Source organism: Parendozoicomonas sp. Alg238-R29 (assembly GCF_947331445.1).
GTDB lineage: Bacteria > Pseudomonadota > Gammaproteobacteria > Pseudomonadales > Endozoicomonadaceae > Sansalvadorimonas.
The window spans coordinates 1-4494 of record NZ_CAMZOG010000151.1 but is presented as its reverse complement, the minus strand read 5'-3'; the positions used below and the strand labels follow the sequence as shown (position 1 = coordinate 4494).

General features: G+C 47.1%; 3 protein-coding genes. 2 read left to right on the top strand and 1 reads right to left on the bottom strand.

Features of this window, described 5'->3' with window-relative positions; translation table 11 throughout:
* Both QMA35_RS20860 and QMA35_RS20855 read left to right on the top strand, forming a co-directional pair.
* On the top strand, positions 1-1072 hold a 1072-nt coding region (locus QMA35_RS20860; RefSeq protein WP_281649076.1), incomplete at its 5' end, for a hypothetical protein.
* A gap of 124 nt (positions 1073-1196) precedes the next feature.
* A complete protein-coding gene (locus tag QMA35_RS20855) occupies positions 1197-3743 on the top strand; it encodes a hypothetical protein (RefSeq protein ID WP_281649075.1) in 2547 nt (848 codons plus the stop codon).
* Positions 3744-3810: 67 nt separating this feature from the next.
* Here QMA35_RS20855 and QMA35_RS20850 read toward each other — a convergent pair whose 3' ends face one another.
* Positions 3811-4272 (bottom strand): prepilin-type N-terminal cleavage/methylation domain-containing protein, encoded by a 462-nt coding sequence (locus QMA35_RS20850; protein WP_281649074.1) that lies wholly within the window; start codon positions 4270-4272, stop codon positions 3811-3813.
* Positions 4273-4494: the final 222 nt, after the last annotated feature.

The following is a 4494-nucleotide window of genomic DNA, read 5'->3' as shown; positions in this document are numbered from 1 at the left end:
TATGCCTGTGGGGTTCGGTCGTTTTTGTTTTGCAGCTTTCTTCAGTTGTTTCTCTTTGGGGCAAGCGCTGGCTATGGAAGAGCTGATGAATACGGACAACTCTTCCCCCAAGTTGTACTCCTGTGAGATTGGTGTTCCTGTGATTAAGGGGCGTTACAGTCTGCCTGATTCAAGTGAAGCTTCCATAGCTTCTATTCTCCCCGCCGATATGAAAACACCAATGGCCATTTTCAGCAGGCCTCCCTGGGGATTTCTATTGCAACGCAGTGAGCAATGGCAGTTCTGGACTGATGGTGCATGTAAAAGACTTATGCTCACCGGCTTGAATGATGAGTGCTACGGATTGGTCTCAGCCTGTGAAGGAGAAAACCCGGTGTTTCATCCGGGTGTGGATGCGTTTCCCAAGCCGTTAGATATCCACAAACTTCAGGTTTTACACCCTTCTTATGAATATCTGGGAATGTACACATTTTCTCCTGCCCTTGCGGGCACAGGCTCCATAGAAAGTGATTGGGATTTTCTAGATGGTGATCAGATTGAGAGAGATGGCATCATACCCTCGACTGTACCTGCTCCCCATTCGTTCTTTCCGGCAGATATTCATCGTAGTCTGGTAATGGGTTTCTTCATTGGTATGGGTGTTGAAAGCCTCTATCGGTCTTATTGTCTGCTTCAAAAGTACAGAGCTGGTGAAGACATCCATTCTGACGATGCCTGGAAAGCTGTTGACCGATTAATTAAAGCGGGTGTGGTGTCTGCCATGATGTCTGGGGCAACCCATACACTGATGCACAACTCCGGGCTCTGGAAACCAGTATCTTCTTTTGTTGTTGGGGCGACTGTTCGTACAACCCGGTTTGCCCTGAATTACTGGAGTATCAGCGCCGAGGACTTGAGCTGGATTCTGGTGAAATCCGGAGCCATAAGTGGTGGCAGTTACCTGTTTTCTCTGGGTAGCTCAAAACTGCACAAATCTATTGTTACGCCGGGAAGTGTAACTGGAGGAATACTTGGTGATACGGTGAGCAACCGACTTCGGATCTTTCTCAGTATGTCAACAGAGCCTAAATAAGCTATTGATTTCTATAGACTTATTCTTTGGAAACATACTGAATAATTTTTTAACTTGAAGAACGGGCGTTCTGGTCGAGACTTAGCCGCAATAAAAATGACGAATAAATTTGCGGAGTAAGATCATGCGGAGTCAGACTACTGTGGCGCAACAGAGTCATGTTGTACAGTCGAATAACCTTGCTGCCAGTACTTTTCTAGCAAGTGCACTGGCCTTAGCCGTGGCAGGTATTTCCAACCCTTGCTTAGCTTCGATGCCTGAAGAAGGGATGTCTTCTGAAGAGGCTCACTGGTCAAATCTTGAGAATAAGTATCGTGGCCCGATGACGGCCCGTGATGAAACTCCCGAAGAACTAAAATTCAGCTCCGGCCAGCTGGTGAATACCCTTGATGGTGTTCAGATGATACTGAAGGTTCCTGGTGGTATTCCTTCCGACATCATTGGGCTGCTGCAAACCGTTGATGAAGAGGGCGTAACCTCTCTGACGTTTGAAGAGGATCATGGTGAAGGTTCTGTTCAGGCTCTCAACAGTGAAGGCACCTACGTCAAGCTCAATCTGCGCAGACTGCGGGTCACGCTTGAAGAGTTCGAGCAAGGGCCAACCGGTGACGGTTTTCAGAGCCCCGTTTTTGAAGACGATATCTATAAAGCTTACCGCTGGCTGCTTACTGTTCTCAGTATCCGTAAGGATTACGCGGTGAGAGACATGCTGCTTCAGGCCAATTCGTCGCTGGTTATCCTGCGTGCCAATGGTGATATGGATATCAGACTTTATCGCCGCCTGGGGGATGGAACTGTTGAGTGTCTTGGGGAAGTGCTTGTTGACAGCCATATGCGCTATGAGATGACAGAGACATCTCCAGAAGCTCTCATGTTTATTGAGAGGCAGAATCAAGCACAACAAGAGCTGATTGAACTGGATAAAAATATAAAGGAAATGCAAAAAACAATCGCTCAGATGGTTCGCACTGGCGAGCATACGGGGCTGCAACAGAAGAAAGACGAGATTGACGTGATGACAGAGCGTTTTCAGACTCTGTACGAACAGATTCAGATTCCTACTGACTTTGAGTTCTTTGCCGTTAGCGAACATTTTGATTATGAAGCCAGTCACATTGTGAAGTGGACCAGTGACAGTGGTGTGGAATTGGGCTCTCAGGTTGCGGCTAATCAGATACTGTCGGGGTTGGCAACCAGTGAAGCCAGCAAGATGATTGCCAATGATAATACTCAGCGGATACTCCGTGATGTCGGGCATCATATGAACATGTTGAGAAATAAGGGAGATATGTATGCTGGTGAAACTCTGCTGCAATATATAACCCGAAAGCTTGCGCAATCCTGGTCAATTCTGAAGGGGGAATACCCTTCCCCCAGCTTTGATAAAAGCGACAATCTTGTAACTCCGGTTCTTGAGGTGCAGGGCATCAAGAATCAGATCGTTGAGGGGTTCAGCATTGACGATACTATTAAGCAGTTACACGATGCTCATATCAACACGTCAGGACGCTTGAAACCCGACCATTCACTGGTTCACCCTGATCATCTTAAGGAAATGCAGGAGGCACTGAATAACGCGAGTTGGACAGCCTACCTCAAGAGTTTCTTCGGCAAAGGTAAGTACCAGCAATCTTATCTGGCATTAAACGTACAAAACTTGTTGAAACAGCGTGGCTTTCGACACCTTGATGAACTGGTAGGGTCAAACCGTGTTCCTGCTGGTAGCCTGACTGGGGATGAGGCTAAAGATAAAGTATTTTTGAATCAAATTGCTGGTGAGCAACAGGATGAAATTTCTAAAGAGGCTTCTAAGGAATCTCAGGGGTATAAAATTATCAATACTGGTAATGCTGTGATTGGAACAGTGACGGCTGGCGTAACAGCAGGTTTCTCCGGTTATGCCCTGCAATATGGTTTAGATGCGGGAACCAAGTACTACAACGAAGGTGTGTTGCCCTGGGATTACACTGCGAAAGACAGCGAAGAAGTTTATAACCGGGCAGTACAGACAGGTACATTGAGTAGTGTCAGTGGTGCTCTCAATTATTGGGTTTTACCGGAAGTTGTAAAGCATAGGGAATATTTCACGCATGTTACCCCGGAAGCACTTAAGAGAACGGGTATCGCTAACCACTATGCCGGAGCAGTTGCTGGTGGTATAGCGGGCTTTACCGCTAGAGCCCTGTCTTCTGGCTATAGCTACTTGCGGGGTGATCTCAGTGGTAAAGATTATGCCTATGAACTGGCAGATGCCGGCGCCAGAACACTGCCAACAATGGCAGGAAGTGCTCTGGGACATTATCTGCTCCCATATTCATTTAATACATTTGGGCTGGCGCAGCTTCCTATTATAGGAATGCCATTTGCTGCGGTGGCTAATGCCGTAGGGCCGACTGTTGGCTCAATAGTTGGCAGCGTGGGTGCCAACATACTTTACGATACAGGTAAGTACCACATCTTTAATGGGTTCAAGCAGGCCAGTGATTACATTTACGGCGAGGACGCCACAACTCCTGCCTTTACTACTCCATCACCGAGACAGGCTGCAGTCGAGGCGCAGGTAGATACCCATTCTCATCATGACTATCAGGTTCATGAAGAAGTACCAGTATCGGAAGATGAACGGGATCTGATAACTGCTGATTCTGATGAGGTGGCAATAGAGCTTTAACGCAACAATCTATTCCGCTTTGCCCATCGGTTTTGCCTGACCGGTGGGCATTTTTTATGTCTGCGGACTAGTCGTAGTTTGCGCATGTATTGCGACATTCCAGGGGAACAACATCATCAGGAATGTTGGCGCTTTGATCCGGGTGCTGGCAGCAAACCCAGGTTACGCTGCCATTCTCAAATGTGCCCGTGAATATCAGGGCTTGCCCGGAAGCCCAGCCATCATAAAAATTTTGTGGATAAACGTGAATCTGTTCCCTGCCCGCACTATCGATCCAGAACCCAATCTCCCGAACATAGGTCGAGTTGATAGTGTCATTTCTGTTGGGCGGGGGGGCATTGTTGACTGCATAATACTCTGTGGCTTCTGTCTGGTAATCTTCAGCAAAAGCAAAGACCTCAGCAAACTTGGAGCGGTTAGCGTTGTCCTGATATGCAGGAATGGCAATAGCTGCAAGAATTCCAATAATTGTGACAACAATCATCAGTTCCAGCAGAGTGAAGCCATAGTGTGTGTGTTTGACCGCCATGATCAGATGCCCATTCATCCTTGAATTTAACCTTTTCAACTATAGCAAATGGCTCTGGAAGCGAAATAGCGGGTATTTAAATCAGCTGCCTTCCAGATGAAGGGCTACATTTTCTGCTAAAGCTTCCGCCTTTAGCTCTACGCCTAGAATATAGATGCGGTTATTTTCAAGACCTTTCTGTATTAACTCATCTTTCACTGCTCGTGCCCTGTTGATAGCCAG

What these genes read in the sequence shown, in the direction of transcription:
- QMA35_RS20855 (WP_281649075.1), top strand. Translation starts at nt 1,197, where the DNA reads ATGCGGAGTCAGACTACTGTGGCGCAACAGAGTCATGTTGTACAGTCG.
- QMA35_RS20850 (WP_281649074.1), bottom strand. Translation starts at nt 4,272, where the DNA reads ATGGCGGTCAAACACACACACTATGGCTTCACTCTGCTGGAACTGATG.